Here is a 20,218-nt window from a genome sequence, read left to right as displayed (position 1 = left end):
GAATCGATCTCTTAGTACTGCTACTTAGAGATCGATTTTTTATTATAGAATACTATAAAAAAGTGCTAGCTTCGTAAAAATGAAAAGGTAAGGAGCTGTAATATGCGGATCGAAAAAGTGTTAAACAACAATGTTGTTACTGTCATAGATGACCAAAATTTTGAACTAGTAGTCATGGGAAGAGGACTGGCCTTTAAGAAAAAACGTGGAGACTTTTTAGAAGAAGATAAAATTGAAAAGATATTCACTTTAAGCAATCAAAAACTTTCAGATAAGCTAAAAACGCTGCTTTCCGAGATTCCAATCGAGCACATGGAGCTCTCAGAAGAGATTATCAACTTCGCCAAACTGCAGCTCGGTAAAATGCTGGATGACAGTATTTATGTTAGTCTGACAGATCATATCAGTTTTGCGCTGGAGAGATTCTCAAAAGGGATGAAGATTAAAAACGCCATGCTTTGGGAAATCAAAAAATTCTATAAAGAAGAATATGAGGTTGGGAAAGCTGCGCTTCAAATTATACATTCCAAGCTCGGAGTCAGACTTCCCGAAGATGAGGCCGGACATATTGCGCTCCATCTGGTGAATGCAGAACTAAATGAAGAGATGCCTAACATGGTGAATATCACCAAGATCATGAACGACATCCTAAATATCGTGAAGCGCCATTTCAGGCTAGAGTACGATGAGGAGTCCCTTGCTTATTACCGTTTTATCACTCATTTGAAATTTTTTGCACAACGTCTCATCAACGGTACTCCACCTCCTGATAATGAGAATGGCCTATTTATTTTGGTAAAGCAGCAGTATAAGGAAGCTTTCGCAAGCGTTGAGAAAATTAAAATCTATATTGATAAAACATATAATCGGGAGTTAACAAATGATGAAATGCTGTATCTGACCATACACATTGAAAGAATTACAAACCAGATCATGGAGTAGGGACGGTTAAGCCTTAAATTTTAACTTTGACTTTCGGGAGAATCGCGTATAAGATTACTAATATGTTTTCTGTGATAATCATTATCAATAGATTGATAACGGTTATCATGGAATCAACTTCGAACGTTGAATCCAGGGGGATAAAGCAAATGCACAAAAGGTTAATTAGTTTATTTATGGTTGTTGCTATCATATTGGTCGTATCAGGCTGTGGTACTAACCAAAAGAATAATTCAACATCGAACGCGGGAGCAACTGACAAACCAGCTGCTGAAAACGCGGGCAGTGAATCTACAAGCGGTCCTATTGTTTTAAAGGATTCTAAAGGTGAGATTACGCTGGACAAACCTGCGCAAAGAGTTGTGGTATTGGAATGGACCTTTACGGAGGATGTTATTGCACTGGGAGTGCAGCCAGTAGGTAACGCAGATAACGAAAACTATAAGCTGTATGTGACTTCTGAAGCACCACTTGATGCAAACGTGACTGATGTTGGTTCCCGTGACGAGCCAGATCTGGAGACAATTGCTTCATTAAAGCCTGATCTGATTATTGCCAATACGGGTGGGCATGAAGGAATTTATGATCAACTTAAAAGTATCGCTCCAACATTGATTTTCGGCTTGTATCCGAATGAAGGAGAAGGAAATCAGTACACACTGATGGAAGATACTTTCAAAACAATTGCAGCGGCAGTAGGTAAAACAGCAGAAGCCGATAAGGTTCTTGCTGATTTGGATGCACATTATGCAGATGCAAAAGCAAAGCTGGCTGATGCAGGCAAAGAAGGCTTGAACTATGTACTGACACAAGCATACAGCTACCAGAATGCAGCAACGATGCGTCTTTTTACAGATAATTCACTTGCGGTACAAACTTTGGATCGGATCGGTCTGAAAAACGACTGGAAACCCGAAAATTTCGAAGTTTACGGATTCAGTACCTCTACAGTTGAGGCATTGCCTGCGGTTCAGGATACAAATCTGATCTATATCGTCCAAGAGGATGATAATATTTTCACGAAAGAACTGAAGGATAATTCCGTTTGGAATGGCCTTAACTTTGTAAAAGAGAATCGCACCTTCGGATTGAGCAGTACTACTTGGGTGTTCGGCGGTCCGATCTCCTCCAAAGTTATCGTGGATGAAGTTGTAAATACATTAACGAAATGAGTGCGGTTATGAACGAAAAGAGTAGCAAAGAAGCCTCTATCGGCATGAACTGGCGGATCATTGGAATATTTGGGGGCGGCTTTGCCGTCCTCTTCATTCTGTTCGTTTTAAGTTTGGGCTTTGGGGAAGCCAAGATTCCTGCAGCTACTGTAATAGATGGTTTGCTGAATCGCCAAGATATAATGGAACATAATCTGCTCTGGGATATCCGCATGCCACGTACAGTTATTGGTCTGCTGGCCGGGGCTGCTCTGGCTGTGGCTGGGGCATTATTGCAAACTATAACGAAGAACCCGCTTGCTTCCTCAGATACACTTGGGATTAATGCCGGGGCATACTTTATGGTCGTGCTTGGTATGGTAGCTTTTCCTGCTTTGCAGCATGAGTTTCCATTTTTGCTCGCAGTTGCAGGGGGACTGCTTGCTGCTTTAGCCGCTTATTTATTGAGTGGAGGCAAGGCGGCCACACCTGTTCGGCTGGCTTTGTCAGGTATGATCGTCTCCATGGTGCTCGGAGCGTTTACATCGGCCATACATATTTTTAAAAGAACAGAAACACAAAATCTGTTTTTATGGGGTTCAGGTTCCCTAATCCAGTTGGATTGGGACGGTGTTATATATGCCTGGCCTTTTGTCGTAGTGCTGCTATTGGCAGCGATATTTGCCGGCAGACAATTTGATGCGCTGGAGCTCGATGAGTCAACCGCTCGTTCACTTGGACAGCGAGTAGGGTTAATTCGGGCGACAGGACTTGGCCTATCGGTATTAATGGCTGCGGTGGTAGTCAGCGTGGTTGGACCGATTGGCTTCGTCGGCTTAGTGGCTCCCCATCTCGTCAGACTTAGTGGGATTCGCAAGCATCGCCTGCTCATTCCTGCAAGCGCGTTGTGGGGAGCCTTGCTCATCACGGCAGCGGATACGCTAGCGCGTGTAGTGCGAAGCAGTGTGGGTGAAATGCCTGTTGGTGCAGTTATGGCGATTATTGGAGCCCCGTGGCTCATTTGGCTGGTACTCACCAAGATGAAAAATATATCGGGCTCAGGCGCTGGCCAATCATCGATGAGTATCGGTGGGGCGGGACTGCGTCTGCGCTTTGTGCCGACGGTTATAGTTATGACCGTGCTGCTCATTGTTATTATCCTCGTAAGCTTATCGTTTGGGGGAACAAAAATACCGATCAGTGAATTGCTAAGTAGTCTGTTCCATAGGGGGGATCAATCCTATTCCGTCCTGCTGAATTTACGGCTTCCCCGTACACTCGTAGCGGCTGCAGGAGGGATCGCACTTGCAATCAGTGGTGTATTGATTCAAAGTGCTGTTCGAAATCCATTGGCAGATGCTTCTATTATTGGTGTGACCTCAGGGGCTGGCTTTGGTGCTTTGGCCGTAATGACCGTTTGGCCAGCATTGACGGTATTTGCAGTTCCGCTTGCCGCAATCGTGGGTGGGGCACTGGCTGCTGCTTTTGTCTTTTTTATGGCCTGGCGCAGGTCCTTGAATCCATCGGTTCTGATCTTGCTTGGAATCGCAGTTTCTGCTATTGCCTCTGCCGGAATCCAGGTCATGATCGTCAAAGGAAGTTTATGGAGCAGTAGCTCCTTAATTTGGTTAACGGGTTCGACTTATGGACGAAGCTGGAATCAATTTTACATCCTATTTGCATTCCTGCTTGTACTTGTTCCGATTGCATACTATTTGGGCCGAAAATGCGATTTGTTGGCATTTGGTGACGAGAGTTCAACAGGATTGGGCTTGCCGGTTCGAGGAACGCGGCTTTGGGCTATGATTATCGGCGTTTTGCTTGCCGCGGGAGCCGTTGCAAGTGTGGGAACAATTGGCTTTCTCGGACTCATGGCGCCGCATGCGGTGCGTATGATGATTGGTCATCATACGAGACGATCGATTGTTTTGTCAGGGTTACTTGGCGGCTTGATGCTCGTTATTGCCGATACGCTCGGAAGAACCATAATGGCGCCGAAAGAAATCCCTTCAGGCCTTATTATTATGCTGATTGGGGCTCCGTATTTCTTGTTTTTAATGTACCGGTCACAGGTTAGAAAAGTGTAGATTTTGTTATAAGAAAAAATCAGGGGGTGCCCCATCAGCCGTAAAATGGCTGCTGGGCACCCCCTGATTAATTAGAGCTTGCTCTATCAAGAACTCCTCAAACATCGTTTCATCTGTTTAAAATTCCCCTCCCTTACGCTACAGCTATCGGACACAGATGACCTTAAACGCAGCTTTATTTCGCATTTGAAGTGCCAACGGACCGCATAGTCGCTATTGGTATGAAAAGCACCCGATTTGCCCTTCTTCCTATGAAATAACGTCATTGGAGTCCGAAACCAAGCTCCAAAGGCTAAAAATGCGCATATAACGTCATCTGAGTCCGTAGGCCTCAGCGAATGTTGAGAATTTATTGGTGCAGGCCACCAACGCCCATAAACAAAAAGCAGCGATTCTCCCATACCGGGGAAAGCTGCTTTTTTAATTGGATATTATCGATTTGTGAACAATTATTTAACTATTATTCTTAATTTTGTATATTTCCGTTTGCTAGTTTATACTTTAATCTTATGCTGTAGAATTTTGGAAATAAGGAGTGGGATTATGTGAGGCTCTTCGACAGAAAAGGTGTACAAGACGACAGCAAAACTATTAACAACTCTGGCGAATTAAGAATCAATATTTTTTTCTTTAGCACTTTTATTATTTTTTGTGTGATTATCCTACGCCTTGCGGTCTTGCAATTTGTCGAAGGACCTACGTTATCTGAAGCTGAGGCTAATCGGGATACGAAAATAGTGGCATTATCGGCATTGAGAGGGAATATCCTCGCTGCTGATGGTGAGAAATTGGCATACTCAACGCCCGTTCAATCTTTGTACCTTACTTTGGATAAGGAATATACCGCAACAAAAACAGATAAAACTACGAAAAAAGTTACCTTAACTGCTGAGGCAAATAATAAATCAAAGGCACTCGCCAGCAAGTTAGCAGAAGCCTTCGAAACTTATGGTGATCCTAATGAGAAAAAACTAACCACAGAAGAGATCCTTGAGTCTATGGATTTATATTCAAAAAAACTCTCTGGTTATGTAGCACGAAGAATTAAATCAGGTTTAACTAAGAAAGAAATCGCTTATTTTTTAGAACACAAAAACGAATATCCAAACCTTGAAGTGATAGAGGAAAGCAGCAGGCATTATGATACCGATACGGTGGCTGTACAAGCTGTTGGTTACGTGAAATTTTTTAAATCCTCTACTAGTTTAGATCTTTATAAGGATGTACTTCAGGCGATGAAAAATAATCAGAACCCTGGACTTAACTATAAAGAGGATGAGCTAGTAGGCTTTGATGGCTTGGAGCTGCAATACCAGAAGGAGCTTCGGGGACAGAATGGTTATAAGGAAGTTTCCGTAGATCCGCAGAATATGGCGGAAAAAATTGTCAGTATTGAACCCCCGGTCAAAGGAAGCACTATCTGGACGACCCTTAATAAAAAAATCCAGCTGAAGACCGAAGAAGCCATTAAAGATCAGATTCAGTGGTTGCATTCACACACCGTTCAGGGAGAAACACATCCTGATGCTTTAACAGGTTACGCTGTAGCCATGGAAGTGGATACAGGTAATGTTATTGCTATGGCAAGTATGCCTGACTATGATACCAACAGCTGGGCTACGGGTTCGATCTCTCCAGAGGTGTATAAAAAAATTGAAAAGCATTACCAAAATGGAACGATAACTCCATACTCATCAGGAAGATCAGGGCATAATTTTGAATCCACCGTGCTGCTTGGTTCGACCATAAAACCATTGAGTGTGTTAATTGGCTTAAAAGAGGGCTTTATAAGTACTTCTTCTACTTACCAAGATAAGGGGATCACCTCATTTGGTAGGGAAGGACATGAGACTAATGTAAGGAACTCATCCAATCATGTATACGGCTCTTTGTATCCTTATACAGCCATTGAAAAATCTTCAAACGTATATATGGTTGATATGATCGGGAAAAAATTGTATGACAAATACAAGTCTAAGGGCATTGGGGTATGGGACACATATATGAAAGAATTCGGTCTAGGTGTTCCAACAGGGATAGGTTTACCAAGGGAATACTTGGGTGATTTGAATTATAAAGCTGAAGCTAAAGCGGGTTCAGTTCAGTCGGCACTTGTTTATGCTTCTTTTGGGCAGCAGGGACGTTATACCGTTCTTCAGTTGGCGCAATATGCGGCTACACTAGCCAATGAAGGGCAACGAATCAAACCACAGCTAGTAAGCAAGATCACGGACTCCAAAGGTAAGGTTATCAAAGAATTCAAACGAGAAGTGCTTGATGAAGTGACTACTTTCGATAAATCCTATTGGCGGGAGATAAAGAAAGGGATGAACAGTGACGTTAAAAGTGCCTTCGGTGATTTTCCCTATGATTTTGCACGTAAAACAGGAACTTCACAACAGACGGATAGTAAAAACATAAACCGTGATAACGGAGTGTTTATAGCTTTTGCACCACGCGAAAATCCAAAGCTTGCTGTAGCTGTAGTTATTCCTGAAGGCGGATTTGGATCTAGCAGTGCAGCACCTGTAGCGAGAAAAATTTTTGATGCTTATGATTGGGAGTACGGATTGGATGGAATTCCGAAGAAAAATGTGGATAAAAGTATCAGCGAATAACACAAAGGAGAGAGCGCACACTGCGCTTTCTTTTTCTTTTTACAGAGCGGTTTGTGGCGGATCGAAGGAACGGGTTCCAGATTAAAATATTGTAACCATAAAGCGTGAAACTTTTATCCTAGTAGGAGCGTCAAAAGGTTAGGAAAAAAATGTATTCGTCATTCCAGGAGGGTGAATCTGTGAAGAAGTTATGGATTTCTATTTTAGTGGGCTTATTAGTTTTGCCGATGATGTTTCAATCTTCAGTGAAAGCTGCTACTGCGCCCATCAGTATTTTTATTGACGGGGTTCGATTGTCCACAGATCAAGCACCGGTGATGGTAAATGGACGGACGATGGTACCCCTACGGGCAATCTTTGAAGCCTTTAATGCTACCATCAAGTGGAATCAGAAAACACAAACTGTAACTGCAACTAAAGATGATACAACGATTATGTTAAAGATTGGCTCAAAGACAGCCACGATTAACAATAAAGCTGTAACTCTAGATGTGCCGGGACAGAATTTGAAAGGAAGAACGATGGTTCCTACACGGTTTGTAAGTGAGTCATTGGGTCATGATGTGGGTTGGAATCCGAGCACCAAAGTGGTGACCATAACGACTTCCGGCGGTAAAACTGGAACTGTAAATCCGGCATCGAATGTGCAGTTAAAGGATGTAAGTGATAACGGTGACGGCCGTGATCTCCAGGTCAGCTTCACCCAATCTTCTAATGAAGCTCTTGTGGATCATTACCGGGTAATGATTGTAAAGGCTTGGAGCACTTTTAATATCTCATCTGCACAAAAGGTTACATCCGCCAATTATTCTACTGTTTTAGCTACGGGCACTAATCCTACGATTAGAATGACCGCAAATTCAAGGGATGTGGATGGTGACCTCATTAAAGGTAATCAAACCTATGTAGCTTATGTTTTCGCAGTGGGCAAAGGCAATAATATCAGCGCTCTCTCGTATAGTTCTTCGACTATATCGCTTAATACTAATACCGTAGTCGTCGCCCCAAGTAATGTACAAGTAAGTGATGTGAGCGATTATAGTGATGGCCGCGATTTAGCCGTAAGTTTTAATAAGGTATCGGATGAATCCAAGGTGAGTTCTTACCGGATATTTATAGTCAAAGCTACTAATTATTCTTCTTTTAATTTGGCGGCAGCAAATGCTGTTAGCAGTTCAAATTACACACAGGTCAACAAAACAGGTTCCAATATCACCCAGATCTTATCGTCTGGAGCGAGGGATGTAGATGGAGCCCTCATTAAGACGGGAGTTGGTTACCGTGTGTTTGTTATGGGTGTAGATAGTGGCAGTAATACAGCCAATAATTTATTGTCTGCTGCTTCATCTGCGATTACGCTGTCCTCGGTCAATGTCTCTAATTTAAGTGTAAGCGACGTTAGTGACTTTGGAGATGGCCGTGATTTAAAAGTATCCTTTAACCACGCTACAGATGAAACGTATATTAGCCAGTACCGAATTCTAGTTGTGCCTACAGCTTATTCCAACAACTTTAGTTTATCTGAGGCGAATAATGTCTCCAGCTCTTACTACACAACGGTGAGCACAACAGGATCTAGCACCAGTCAAGTGTTAGCCTCGTCAGCAAGAGACGTGCGTGGTAATTTGATTAAGAATGGAACACCTTACAGAGTGTATGTGTTAACGATTGGAAGCGGGAAGAATTTGGGCACCAACATTCTCTCAACGGAGTCAACATTAATTACGTTGGCTGTTGACTACAATGTGAGTGCTGTCTACAATTTGGATGTAAGCGACGTAAATGACTATGATGATGGCCGTGATTTAAGAGTATCCTTTGACCACGCTACGAATGAAACGTATATTAGCCAGTATCGAATCCTGGTTGTACCTACTTCCTATTACAACAGCTTCAGTTTATCTGACGCCAATAATGTGTACAGTTCCAACTACACAGCAGTGAGCACAACAGGATCCAGCACCAATCAAGTGTTAACCTCGTCATCAAGGGACGTGCGCGGTAACCTGATAAAGAGTGGAATCAATTACAGAGTATATGTATTAACCGTCGGAAGCGGGAATTACTCGGGCAGCAATGTTCTTTCTTCTGGTTCACCTTTAATTACGTTGAATGTAGATTACAAATTGGCTCCTATTTCGAGCTTGGATGTAAGGGACGTTAATGATTACGAAGACGGCCGGGATTTAAAAGTATACTTTAACCATGCCACGGATGAAACGTACATTAGCCAGTATCGAATCCTGATTGTACCTACTTCCTATTACAGCAGCTTTAGTTTAACCCAGGCAAATGCTGTTTCTAGCTCCAATTACACAGCGGTAGGCACTTCAGGAAATAACACCAGTCAAGTCTTGGATTCTTCAGCCAGAGACGTAAACGGAAATTTAATAAAGAGTGGAATCAGTTACAGAGTGTATGTGTTAACGATTGGCAGCGGCAAGTACTCAGGCACTAATGTGTTGTCCTCAGAGTCGAATGCCATAACTTTATCCACTAAGCTGCCGGTAACCTCTGTCACCAATGTAACGTACAGTGTGGATGAGGGTAAAATACTAGTAAGTTTCAACCGTTCCTCTAACGAGTCTAATATTTCGGAATATCGAATTCTGGTGGTTCCGTCTAAACAAGGTTTTGGTTCAGCGGAAGCAATTGAGGTGAAATCCTCGTATTATACGTCGATAACGCCTAACGGAACGAATCCTACAATTGTAGCCTCAAGAAGAGATGTTAATGGTGCATTAATTGTTAAGGGTGTTAAATATAAAGTATATGTTCTTGCGGTAGCCAATAATAATGGCGTGCAGAGTGGTGGTCTTTCGGATTCAACGGAAGAGATTGAAATATAAGGATAGGGAATAAAGGCATTATAATATAAGGCAAAAAAACCTTCATTGAGCACTAGGCTTGATGAAGCGTTTTTTTGCCTTGTTTTTTTGTTTTCTATTTTAATAAAAATAGGGTTGCGATTATACACATTTAAAACATTTGGTTTAACCTATTGGAAGCGCTATAATTGAAAATAATTACATGCTTAAGGAGTCTATCATGAAAAGAGGCAGGATATTCTACAAGATTTTTGTTCCTATTCTAGTGCTGGGAATTGGCCTGGTTATTAGCTTCGGTGGCTATATTTATCTGACGACGATTAATTCGGTAAATGAAAGAGTAGCGGATGATAAACAAAGTTTAATTACCCAAATTAAAAACACCCTGGAGCAGAAAATTCAGACCATCGAATACGCTTTTAATACTTACAGTACCACCAGTTCCTTCAGAGAGGTTGTGCAAAATCCTATCACGGAGCAGGATTTTGAGGAGTATCGTGAGATTAATTCCCAGCTTAACTACATTGCCAGTATGGGGATGGATTTTGTTAATTATTCTCTAATCAGTTTGGAGCAGAAATGGCAGATTACTAATGGGAAGCTTTCACATTTAACGGAAGAAGAGAGCAGGACACTTTATGAGAGCTATATCAATAACCGTAGCCGGGGTTTATTTTGGGTGAAGACGGATAAAGGCATCCGCTTTGTAAATACCCTGCCGGTATTCTCACAGACCAAACAGGCGATTGCCTTATCTGATATATCCCTTCAGACCTTGCAGAGCACCCTTCAGACCGAAGGAAACACACCGGTGTTTATTCTTAACCGGGAGGGTGAGCTTTTATATGAGTCGGAAACCGGGAAGTCCCTGCTGACTAGTAATCAGCTTAGCCATATTACTAATGTTGCCGGAGGCGGGGGGCAATTGGGGACGATTACTATGGAGCGGGCTGATCACCAATCGATAAAAGCTATTTATGCTAAATCTTCTTATAATAATTGGATTTACGTAACTCTTTTGGATAAATCTGAAATTTCAGATGCACTAAAGACAACCCGATTCGGGATAGTGATGATGGTACTGCTTATTACGTTGTTGATTGCGGTAGTCGCTTACGTTATCTCTTTGTATTTCACTAAGCCATTCCGGCAGATTCAGCGCCGATTATTGCCTGCCAATGCGGAGCTAGAGCCTAAGAATGAGGTGGACTGGATTATTAATTCGATTGATACCATCTTATCGGAGAAAGAAAGCCTAGAGGGTCTCATTGAGTCTGAAATGCCTAAGTTGGAAACTCAGTTTATTCTTAATCTGTTTCGTAGCCGGATATCCCAAGAAGAGCTGAATCAAGGTTTGCCTCGTTTCGGTTATGAGCTGTCACAGAATTCGGTGTATGCAACGCTGCTGATACAGCTGGATAACTATGGGGAACGGCAGGCTAGCGACAAGGACCTTCTGCTTGTGGCGGTCAACAAACTGGTGGAAGAGCTGATTCCGCAGGAGAAGCGAATGATTCCTATCCTATTAAATGACCGTACACAAGCGACAATCCTGATTTTTGAGGGAGCGAATGAACAGGAGAACCGGAGAATAGCACTGGACTATGCGAAGACAATTATTCGAACAGCTAGAGAGATCCTGAAACTATCCATTAGCGTTGGAATCAGCAATTTTTATGATAATTTATTGTTTAGTAGGGAAGCTTGCGAGATGAGTAAGCAGGCGCTGCATCATCGTTTAAATCTGGGCAAAGAGTCCATCATCTTCTATGAGGATATATCGAAGGTGATCTCGGGTCCAGTTCTATTGCATTATCCGTCTGAGTTTGAGTCCCAATTATTTGACGCGATTCGGATTGGAGATGAAGAACAAGTCTCTTGTTCTCTGTACCCATTACTCGGGGAAATGATGAAGCACAGTAAGAACCCTTTGAATTTCGAAGTCACATTAATACGTTTCGTCAACAATCTGATTCAGCTGGAGCAGCTGCTGGGTGTAGAGGTTCTGCTGACAGAGGACAATTCTACGTTGTATCACCGATTGTTAGACATCCGTAATCCGGAAGAGATCGAACGCATTTTGGTAAAAGAAGTTATCCATCCAATGGTGACCAGCGTTAAGGAGAAGACAGACCGTCAGTTCCGCCTCTTATCTGATAAAATTGCGGTGATTGTCCGCTCGGAATTTGATCAGGATTTAACGTTAGAATTAATCGGTGATCGCCTCCATTACAGTCCGAACTATTTAAGCAGTATTTTCAAAAAAGAGTACGGGATGACGTTTAGCGAGTATCTAATGAACTATCGCCTGGAAATGGCTAAGAAGTGGCTAGTAGAAACGGATATGACCATTAAAGAAATTGCAGAAAGGCTGCAGTACCATAATCCGCAGAACTTTATTCGATCCTTCCGTAAAAAAGAACATGTAACACCAGGTGCATACCGAACCCAGAAACAGGAGAAGTAAAGCGCTGAACACAAACAGCCAGCCCCGGGAGACCGGGCTGGCTGTTTGTGTAGCTGCAATGTTTTAGCCTTTTACAGAACCCAGCAGGGCTCCTTTGGTGAAGTGTTTTTGTACGAAAGGATAGGCGAGCAGCATTGGAACGGTTGCGACTACGATAACCGCCATTTTGATGGTTTGAGCAGGTGGGATAATATCAACAGAAGCATTATCTCCCTGCATCCCGCTGGCGACGATAACAATTTGGCGCAGCAGGACTTGAATAGGCCACTTAGTGGAGTCTGTCATATATAAAACTGCACTAATATAAGTGTTCCAGTAAGCTACCCCGTAGAACAAGGAGAGGGTCGCGATAGATGGCATCGCCAGCGGAAGCATGATTTTGAAAAATACACCAAAATCATTAGAACCGTCAATCTTCGCTGATTCCTCTAGCCCTTCCGGCAGCGCCTGGAAGAAGTTGCGCATAATGATCAGGTTAAAAGCATTGATCGCAACAGGCATAATCATGGACCAGTAGGAATCGATTAATCCGAAATATTTAACTACCAGGAAAGTAGGGATCATTCCCCCGCTGAAGAGCATGGAGAACACGATTACGAAATTGATGAAATCTCTTCCGTATAGATATTTTCTAGATAATCCATAAGCCATTAAAGAGGTAAGAACCATACTGACAACTGTACCCACTAAGGTTACACCGATGGATACGCCAAGCCCTTTAAAGATAGTAGGCGTTGACAGTATATAACGGTAAGCATCCAAAGAGAATGTCGTCGGGAACAGAATGAAGCTTTTTTCTACTACCTCTTGTGTTGAAGCAAAGGAACTGGCAAACACATTGACAAAGGGTAAAAGACAGGCTAGGGCAATGAGTGTAAGCAGTGTGGTATTTACAATAGTAAACAGCCGGCTACCCATAGTTTCTTTTTTAAAAGATGATTGCGACATGCAGATATCCTCCTTGTAATCGTTTCATTGAAACTTTAACAGGGGTCTGTTATTCCGTATATAATCATTAGCTTGGGCTTTGTTTTGGGAGGAAAAAGCGTGATAAGGGATAGATGATCTTTATGTATTGTAGTAATCACTATAAGATGCACGGGCCTGGAAAACCTTATAGCTGTAGGGTTCTTGGAGTATCAGTATCTGATGATTATATACGTAATGGACGAATGATCGTAATCTGGGAATCGTAAAGAAACGCGATCAAGGAGGCCGATCAGGTGAAAGAGGCAAACGTCACCATGCTGAACACGAAAGTTAATCCAGTAAGAAAAAAGCGAACGGGGCCTAGCTGGCTGAGTTTAAAAAGAAACAAGTTATTGTATCTAATGATTCTCCCGGGATTTTTGTATTTTGTTATTTTTAAGTACCTGCCTATGGGCGGTCTTATCATTGCATTTCAGGACTATCAGCCGTTTCTGGGTATAGCGGATAGTCCGTGGGTTGGGTTTAAGCATTTCGTCCGATTGTTTACAGAACCTACCTTCTTTATGCTATTGAGTAATACACTAATCTTGTTTGCATTAAACATTGTTATTTTCTTCCCGCTACCTATTATAGTGGCGCTAATGCTTAACGAAGTTCAGCACAAGTTATTTAAGAGCACCATTCAAACGATTATTTATATCCCCCATTTCATGTCATTGGTTATCATCGTATCCATTTCCTATGTCTTTTTGAATGTGGATGGAGGGGTGCTGAATGAGATGTTGGCGGCCTTTGGGATGCAGAAGATCAGCTTTTTGACTTCTCCCGAGTGGTTGCGTACCGTGTATATCGGACAGATCATTTGGAAAGAAATTGGTTGGTCAACCATTATTTATTTGGCAGCCATTACCGTAGTGGATACGCAGTTATATGAAGCAGCTGAGATGGATGGAGCGGCAAGATTGCGCAAAACATGGCATATCACCCTGCCGGCGATTCGTCCAATCATTATTACCTTGCTTATTCTGAAGATTGGCCACACGCTGGATTTGGGCTTTGAGCATATGTACTTGCTGATCAATTCCTTGAACCGCGAAGTTGGAGAAATTTTCGATACCTATATCTATACAGCTGGTTTAAAGAACGGACAATTGAGTTTCAGTACCACAGTAGGTCTGTTCAAGGGTGTGGTTGGCTTGATTCTCGTTATGCTGTCGAACAAGTTAGCCAAAAAAATCGGCGAAGATGGTGTTTACTAGGCTTCACAGTATGCTGAATTCTTACCTCTGCCTTAAGGGCAGAGGTGGAAGATACAACACAAATACATTAGTAAAAGGGGTAATGTTGATGAATCGCAATTACAAAAAAATTGCAGCCTTAATGTTGTGTAGCGGGTTAGTACTCACTGCATGCGGAGGAGGCAATAACGCGAAGGAGTCAAATTCTTCAAATGGGGGAACGGATTCAACGGCTAAAACAACTGCTGCACCTGCAGATGTGCTAGATGCTAAAGCAAAGATTAGCTGGCTGAACATTTTACAAACGTCTACAACACCAACGGGTCCTATTTTGGACAAAATTGAAGAATTGACGAATACAGAGATTGAATTCTCATGGATTCCGGATCCTTCCAAAGAAGAACGTATTAATACTTCATTAGCATCGAATTCCCTAGCGGACATCGTTACCCTGACTATTCTTGATAACTCTTCTGTACGTAATGCACTGAAGGCCGGTATGTTCTGGGAAGTAAGTCCTTATCTTGATGAGTTCCCGAATTTGGCTAAAATTTCACAGGATACACGTACATCGGCATCGATTGCAGGTAAGCTGTACGGGGTTCCTTTCCAGAAGTCCTTGGCTAGAAACGGTGTTATTCTCCGTAAAGATTGGCTGGATAAGCTTGGACTGCAGGTTCCAAAAACAACAGATGAGTTGATGGAAGTTGCGAAAGCGTTTACCGAAAAAGACCCTGATGGTAATGGCAAAAAGGATACCACAGGCTTCATGGACCGCAGCGATCTTGTATATGGAGCATTTAAGACATTGGGCTCATACTTTGGAACACCGAACTATTGGAGTGTAGATGATGCGGGTAAAATGACACCAGAGTTCGATACAGAGGCTTATGTCAAGACCATGGATTATATGAAGACTCTATATGATGGTGGTTATATCAATCAGGATTTCGCTGTGACGGCTAAAACAGATCAGCAGCAGAATTTTGCGCAAGGAAAGGCTGGAATTTATGTGGGTGCCTTGTTTGACAGCAAGAACCTGCTGAATCTGTCTAAAGGCATACAGGATGGTATGGATTTGGTTATGGTTAACGATATCACTTCCACTGGTAATGAAGCGGATCGCGCCATCTGGGCTGGTAATAACGGAATTGGGGGACTGCTGTCTTTCCCGAAATCCGAAGTCAAGGATGAAAATGAATTAAGACGGATCTTGAAATTTGTTAATGATCTTATGAATGAAGATGTCTATGGCTTGATGACTTATGGTATTAAGGATGTTCACTATACAATCGATGGAGAACAAGCGGTTACGATTAAGGATACAGATCTCTGGAAGCAAGAAGTTCAGCCATTTTCGGCATCTCGTCCATTAGAGAATGGATTCATTATCCATGATGCTGATCCACTCAAAGTTGAAGCTGATAAGCTGATCGTTGAGAATGCTAAATATGCTGTACTGAATCCTGCTTACTCTCTGGAATCCGAGACCTATTCTACTCAAGGATCTGAGTTACAGAAGATTATGACAGATGCCACTTATAAATATATCCTAGGCAAAATTGATTTGGACGGATTTAAAGCTGAGGTTGAAAAGTGGAAGAAATCCGGCGGCAGCAAAATCATTACTGAATATGAAGCTGCTTATAAAGCTGTAAATCCTTAAGAAGTACTACAGACTATATTCTAAGAAAATAGTAGAGGGGTCCTAAATGGGGAGGCTGCGTTTAGGACCATATCTATTCAAACAGGAGGAAAAAATGAAAGACAACAATGCACTTAGGAGTATGGGCTGGGGTGTTCGAATGGCAGATTCGATTATGGAGCGAACGCCAAGATTATATGAGGATAACGGATATCATGGAAAATGGTCTTATGATTATGGAGTCATCTTGAAGGGTTTTGAGCTGCTGTGGAGACAGACCGGGCAGGTTAAATATTATCAATTCATCAAAGATAATATGGATTATTTTATTGAGGAAGACGGCTCTGTGAAGGGATATCGCCTGAGCGAACATAATATTGATCACTTAAATAACGGAAAGATCCTATTTGTGCTCCATAAAGAAACTGGGTTAGCAAAATATAAAATGGCTGCAGATTTATTAAGAAAGCAGATAACAACGCATCCTCGAACCTCAGAAGGTGCGTTTTGGCATAAGAATGTATATCCTTATCAGATTTGGCTGGATGGCTTGTATATGGGCTCTCCTTTCTATCTGGAGTATTTACTTGAGTATGAAGGCGGCAAGGGTCTGGACGATGTGACCCGGCAATTTATTCTGTGCGAGCGTCATACCAAGGATGCTGAGACGGGTCTCCTGTTTCACGCATGGGATGAAAAGCGGGTACAGCCGTGGTGCGATCCTGAAACGGGGTTGTCTCCGAACTTTTGGGGGCGTTCGCTGGGCTGGTATGTGATGGCGCTAGTGGATGTACTCGGAATGCTCCCTAAGGAACACTCGGATTACGAGATCTTGGCACGTATTCTGACAGATACGCTGACAGCGCTTCGTCAGGTTCAGGATGCGGATGCTGGAGTCTGGTATCAGGTTGTAAACATGGGCGGCCGTGAAGGCAATTATTTGGAGGCTTCTGCCTCAAGTATGATCACCTATGCAATGGCTAAGGGCATTCGGATTGGTGTACTGGATGATAGTTGGTTCGAGACACTTGACCGTGCTTATCAAGGCCTTATTGCTGAATTTGTGCTGGAAACCAAAAATGGCTGGGTTAACCTGAATAAAAACTGCCAGGTCGCTGGACTCGGTGGTGAGGACCGGAGAGATGGTACTTACGCCTATTATATCAGTGAACCTATCGTAACCAATGATCAGAAGGGGCTTGGCGCATTCCTTCTGGCTTGCGGAGAATATGAATATTTGCAGCGTCCTGCCGCGACGAAAGGGAGCGAGTGAAGCGAATGTCTATCTACAATATAAATGATTACGGAGCACATCCTAATAGTGCAGAGCCTTCAACGGAAGCGATAGCCCGTGCCATTCATGCGGCAAGCGAGGCGGGGGGAGGAACAGTTTATGTTCCTTCCGGGCACTATCAGACAGGCGCTATCTTCATGAAAAGCAATATTGAGCTACAGCTTAGCCCTGGAGCTGAGCTTAGCTTCAGCTCTGATCCTAACGATTATCCGGTGGTGAGTTCCCGCTGGGAGGGCGTGAAACAGAACGTCCATGCTTCATGTATTTTTGGAATAAATCTAGAGAATGTATCGGTTACAGGTGCAGGCAAGCTGGATGGAAGGGGCGCACCTTGGTGGGATAAACATCGGAATTCTCCTGATTCACTGCTGTATCGCCGCCCGAAGCTTATCAGCTTCGACAACTGCCGTAGAGTCACGCTCAGAGATCTGACACTCGTGAACTCCCCAAGCTGGACTGTGAATCCTATCTGTTGCCATGATGTTACGATTGATAATCTGTCGATCTATAATCCGGCGGATTCGCCTAATACAGACGGCATTGACCCAGAGTCTTGTGTGAATGTCCGCATCAGCAACTGCAATATCGATGTGGGTGATGACTGCATCGCCATTAAAGCAGGGACGGAGGATACGAAGGAACGGGTAGCCTGTGAGAATATCACGATAACTAACTGCACGATGATTCATGGTCATGGCGGTGTGGTGCTGGGAAGCGAAATGAGCGGAGATATCCGTAATATCGTGATCAGCAATTGCGTGTTCAAGCAGACGGACCGCGGCATTCGGCTGAAGTCCAGACGCGGGCGCGGAGGTGTTGTCGAAGATATTCGTGTCAGTAATATCGTGATGGAGGACGTGATCTGTCCGTTTATTCTTAATCTTTATTATTTCTGCGGACCACGTGGTAAGGACAAATACGTATGGGATAAGAATCCTTATCCGGTGACGGAGGAGACCCCCTGCTTCCGACGGATTCATTTTGCTAATATTACTGCTCGGAATGTTCATGCGGCTGCAGGTTTTCTTTACGGCCTTGCGGAGCAATACATTTCAGAAATTACCTTTTCCGATATTGATATTTCCATGGCAGAGAATGCAATCCCTGGTCGTCCAGCCATGATGTCAGGAATCCAGGATATGAACAACCGTGGGTTTTATCTGGGCAACGTAAGAGATATCCGCTTCCGCCAAGTGACGATCGAGAATCATGAAGGACCGGCTTTTTATATTGAAAATGGAGAAACGGTAGATATCACCGGCTGCCAATCGAGAAACACCCGTAAAGTGGAAGAATTAGTGCAGCAGGTAACCGTTATCCCGTCACAGGAAGATCTAAGTGAGCAGACAGACTGATAATTGACAGGATAGACCGCAGATTTGCTTAGGGTGAAGGGTGCGGATGTATGGAAATAGGAAGGAGTATGAAGATGATTACAGATAATATTCAGACTGGAGTTATTCACAATCCCATATTAAAAGGCTTCAATCCTGACCCTTGTATTGTAAGAGCGGGGGAGATGTACTATATTGCTGTTTCTTCTTTTGAATGGCTGCCCGGTGTGAGGGTGTATCAATCAGCGGACTTAGCAGACTGGGAGCATTGCACAGATATTCTGACTCATCAGGTAGATCTGCGGGGAAATCCGAAAAATTGCAGTATCTGGGCTCCACAGCTTAGTTATTATGACGGTTTGTTTTATCTGATTTATACCGATGTTAAGAGCACCAAACGGCCTTTTAAAGACTGTCATAACTATCTGATCACTGCGGAGGGTATTGAGGGACCTTGGTCTGAACCGGTATACCTAAACAGCAGCGGGTTCGATCCATCTCTGTACCATGATGAGGATGGGCGCAAATGGCTGCTGAATGAGCTGTGGGATTACCGGATTACGGAAGGCAATAAGTCCTGCGGGATTGTAATTCAGGAGTACGATCCAGAGCAGTGCCAATTAATAGGTGAACCTGTGAAAATCTTTGATTGCACGCCGCTGAAGAAGACGGAAGCGCCGCATATTTACAAGCGGGGAGGTTATTACTACTTAATTACGGCAGAAGGCGGCACTGGATCGGGGCATGCCGTAACCGTAGCGCGCTCCAAGGCGCTGCTTGGTCCGTATGAGGTGGATCCGCTCAATCCGATGTTGACCTCACGGGATAATCCCGAGCTGCCGCTTCAATGTGCAGGCCATGGAAGTCTGGTAGAGACACCAGAAGGTGAATGGTATATGGCCCATTTGTGTACGCGACCCCTTGAAGGCGAATACGCCATACTGGGGAGAGAGACTGCCGTTCAGCAGGTGCACTGGAATGAGGAGGGCTGGTTAAGACTAACCTCAGGCGGAAATACACCACAGCTCAAGGTACCAGCACCTAAAGGAACACAGTTCCTGAACCAAGTGCGGACGCTTGAATTTGAGGATGATTTTAACGGCCCAGAATTGAAAAAGAACTGGAATACATTGCGGATTCCTATGAATGAAAGCTGGTGTTCCCTTGCTGAAAGACCGGGCTGGTTAAGAATCAGGGCCGGGGAGTCCGTGCAGAGTCTGTTTGAGCATCATATTCTGGCTATTCGCCAGACGGATATAAGCTTCCGCGCTGAAACAGCGCTTGAATATGAACCGAATACTTATCTGCAGATGGCAGGACTACTGTTATACCTGAATGAGGATAACTATCTTTATGCGTATATCAGCCATGAAGAAGGACGTGGCAAGGTGCTGCGGTTAATGCGCTGTCAGCGCGATGAATTCACTGCGGAGCCTGTAATGATTGAACTAAATGCAAGGGAGACAGTGCGGATCGCGGTTGAGGTGCAGGAAGTGACTGGGCAATTTGTTTATCTTAAGGGTGACGATACGGAGTGGAAGCCACTTGGCGATCCGCAGAATATCAGCTTTTTGTCGGGAGGCTTCACTGGGAACTTTGTTGGCATTGCGGCGCATGATATGCAGCAGTTCGGTGGCAGCAGTGCTGATTTCGCATATTTCCGTTATCAGGGCAAGGAATAATA

12 protein-coding genes are annotated in these 20,218 nt (G+C 43.5%); 11 read left to right on the top strand and 1 reads right to left on the bottom strand.

Features of this window, described 5'->3' with window-relative positions; translation table 11 throughout:
* Positions 1–102: 102 nt before the first annotated feature.
* The 6 genes from NST94_RS25370 to NST94_RS25345 all read left to right on the top strand — a co-directional run bounded on the left by NST94_RS25370 (position 103) and on the right by NST94_RS25345 (position 12,093).
* Positions 103–942: a PRD domain-containing protein gene (locus tag NST94_RS25370; protein ID WP_076144575.1), complete on the top strand. Its 840-nt coding sequence runs from the start codon at positions 103–105 to the stop codon at positions 940–942.
* Positions 943–1,091: 149 nt separating this feature from the next.
* Complete coding sequence (locus NST94_RS25365) at positions 1,092–2,114, top strand: iron-siderophore ABC transporter substrate-binding protein (RefSeq protein WP_076184809.1); 1,023 nt, start codon at positions 1,092–1,094, stop codon at positions 2,112–2,114.
* A gap of 8 nt (positions 2,115–2,122) precedes the next feature.
* Positions 2,123–4,180 (top strand): iron ABC transporter permease, encoded by a 2,058-nt coding sequence (locus NST94_RS25360; RefSeq protein WP_076130323.1) that lies wholly within the window; start codon positions 2,123–2,125, stop codon positions 4,178–4,180.
* Positions 4,181–4,725: 545 nt separating this feature from the next.
* Positions 4,726–6,798 (top strand): penicillin-binding transpeptidase domain-containing protein, encoded by a 2,073-nt coding sequence (locus NST94_RS25355; RefSeq protein WP_248549563.1) that lies wholly within the window; start codon positions 4,726–4,728, stop codon positions 6,796–6,798.
* Positions 6,799–6,977: 179 nt separating this feature from the next.
* Positions 6,978–9,647, top strand: coding sequence for a copper amine oxidase N-terminal domain-containing protein (locus NST94_RS25350; protein ID WP_248549564.1), 2,670 nt, complete (start codon positions 6,978–6,980; stop codon positions 9,645–9,647).
* A 199-nt stretch (positions 9,648–9,846) separates the two neighbouring features.
* Complete coding sequence (locus NST94_RS25345) at positions 9,847–12,093, top strand: AraC family transcriptional regulator (RefSeq protein WP_076302387.1); 2,247 nt, start codon at positions 9,847–9,849, stop codon at positions 12,091–12,093.
* 63 nt (positions 12,094–12,156) lie between these two features.
* On the opposite strand, the gene NST94_RS25340 is transcribed toward NST94_RS25345, so the two are convergent.
* The gene (locus NST94_RS25340; RefSeq protein ID WP_076302388.1) at positions 12,157–13,041 is read right to left on the bottom strand and encodes a carbohydrate ABC transporter permease; all 885 of its coding nucleotides are present in this window, start codon (positions 13,039–13,041) and stop codon (positions 12,157–12,159) included.
* 275 nt (positions 13,042–13,316) lie between these two features.
* Here NST94_RS25340 and NST94_RS25335 point away from each other — a divergent pair, with 275 nt between their 5' ends.
* From NST94_RS25335 to NST94_RS25315, 5 genes are all read left to right on the top strand, one after another.
* Positions 13,317–14,282 carry an ABC transporter permease subunit gene (locus NST94_RS25335; RefSeq protein WP_280753751.1) on the top strand — a complete coding sequence of 322 codons (966 nt, stop codon included), beginning with the start codon at positions 13,317–13,319 and terminating at the stop codon, positions 14,280–14,282.
* Positions 14,283–14,370: 88 nt separating this feature from the next.
* Positions 14,371–15,927, top strand: a complete 1,557-nt coding sequence (locus NST94_RS25330; protein WP_339281415.1) for an extracellular solute-binding protein — start codon at positions 14,371–14,373, stop codon at positions 15,925–15,927.
* Positions 15,928–16,021: 94 nt separating this feature from the next.
* On the top strand, positions 16,022–17,179 hold the full coding sequence (locus NST94_RS25325; RefSeq protein ID WP_076302389.1) for a glycoside hydrolase family 88 protein: 1,158 nt from the start codon (positions 16,022–16,024) through the stop codon (positions 17,177–17,179).
* A 5-nt stretch (positions 17,180–17,184) separates the two neighbouring features.
* Positions 17,185–18,555, top strand: a complete 1,371-nt coding sequence (locus NST94_RS25320; protein WP_076302390.1) for a glycoside hydrolase family 28 protein — start codon at positions 17,185–17,187, stop codon at positions 18,553–18,555.
* 74 nt (positions 18,556–18,629) lie between these two features.
* Positions 18,630–20,216, top strand: a complete 1,587-nt coding sequence (locus NST94_RS25315; RefSeq protein WP_339244935.1) for a glycoside hydrolase family 43 protein — start codon at positions 18,630–18,632, stop codon at positions 20,214–20,216.
* Positions 20,217–20,218 lie beyond the last annotated feature (2 nt).

Origin of the sequence: Paenibacillus sp. FSL H8-0282 (assembly GCF_037963825.1) — a bacterium.
GTDB classification, from domain to species: Bacteria; Bacillota; Bacilli; order Paenibacillales; family Paenibacillaceae; genus Paenibacillus_AQ; species Paenibacillus_AQ odorifer.
Note: the sequence above shows the minus strand (reverse complement) of the source record. Positions and strands in the feature narration are given on the sequence as shown.